General features: G+C 63.9%; 1 protein-coding gene. It reads left to right on the top strand.

Going from position 1 to position 1,369, the window contains the following annotated elements; translation table 11 throughout:
• Positions 1 to 128: 128 nt before the first annotated feature.
• Positions 129 to 1,328, top strand: coding sequence for an IS4 family transposase (locus VBE63_RS29385; RefSeq protein WP_323686512.1), 1,200 nt, complete (start codon positions 129 to 131; stop codon positions 1,326 to 1,328).
• The last annotated feature ends 41 nt before the right edge of the window (positions 1,329 to 1,369 follow it).

The raw sequence follows: 1,369 nt of genomic DNA, 5'->3' as shown, positions 1-1,369 counted from the left end.
CGTCCCTGAGGTATCCCCATTAAAAACCATTATTTGACAGTTAGTTAGATGAGCATGCTAGTTCGAAAATGAACATGCATGGGGTTTGAGGGTCCACCACGGGCGACTAAACCTTCGGAGGCCCCCCCATGCATGCACTGACGATTCTACAGCGCTGCGTCGCGCCGCTGCTCATCGGTATCCACCGGCGACGCTTGAGCGTGCTGCTCGAAGCGGTTGCGGCGACGGTGAGTGGCCCGCGGCTGACGCTGACGGAGATCGGCCGGCGCTTCAGCGGCGTGGCAGCGCTGCGCCATCGCATCAAGCGGGCTGACCGGCTGCTGGGCAACCGGCCTCTGCAGCGTGACGCGAAGCTTATCTACGGCGCGTTGGCGCGGATGCTGCTCGCCAAGGTTGCCGAGCCGCTGATCGTCATCGATTGGAGTGATCTGAAGGCGGACCAGTCGTTGCCTCTGCTGCGCGCCTCGTTGCCGGTGGGCGGACGCAGCCTGACGCTGTATGAGGAGGTCCATGCGCAGCGCAACCTCGGCAACCGACGAGTGCAACATCGGTTCTTGCAGCAGCTGAAAACGCTGCTGCCGGTAACGGCAGATCCGATCATCGTGGCCGACTCCGGCTTCAAGGTGCCGTTCTACCGCGAGGTCGAGCGCTTAGGCTGGCGTTGGGTCGGACGGGTGCGCGGGCGCGATTTCATTCAACTCAAGTCACGCTGGCGAAGCTGCAAGCGGGTGTTTGAGGAGGCGACCTGTACGCCGAGCGCGCTTGGCATCGGCGAGTGGGTGCGCAGCCATCCGCTGCGCGCGACCTTCGTGTTGGTACGCAAGCCCAGGCAGGGACGCCGGCAGAAGACCGCCTCGGGCAAGCGCTCACGCACGAACAAGCGCCTGAAAGCCGCGCGCAATGCGCGTGAGCCCTGGCTGCTGGTGGCTTCCACCCGGCTTGCCGATTGGTCGGCGAAGCACCTGGTGAAGGTGTATCGTCAAAGGATGCAGATTGAGCTGAGTTTCCGGGATATGAAAAGCCCGCACTTCGGTGAGGGGCTGGAGTGCAGCGCCTCGAGCGGTGTCGGTCGCTTCACCGTCCTGGTGCTGATCGCCTCGTTGGCGGCGATCCTGCTGTGGCTGATCGGCACTGCCGCCGAGCACGGCGGCGTGCATGAGCGTCTGCGACCGGGCAGCCGCAAGCGACGCGCCTACTCAAGGCTGTTCCTCGCCCGCCTGCTGCTGACAATGGAGCACTGCCGCACAACCATCGCCGAGCTGGTCGATGCCATCGGGCCGCTGGATCAATGGGTCGCGAGTGACCATGATGCGCTGCTCGCTGAGTGAACGCCAGAGGGTCGGATTTGTGGGGATACCTCAGGGTCCGT

Source organism: Lamprobacter sp. (genome assembly GCF_034860625.1).
Taxonomy (GTDB): Bacteria; Pseudomonadota; Gammaproteobacteria; order Chromatiales; family Chromatiaceae; genus Lamprobacter.
Note: the sequence above shows the minus strand (reverse complement) of the source record. Positions and strands in the feature narration are given on the sequence as shown.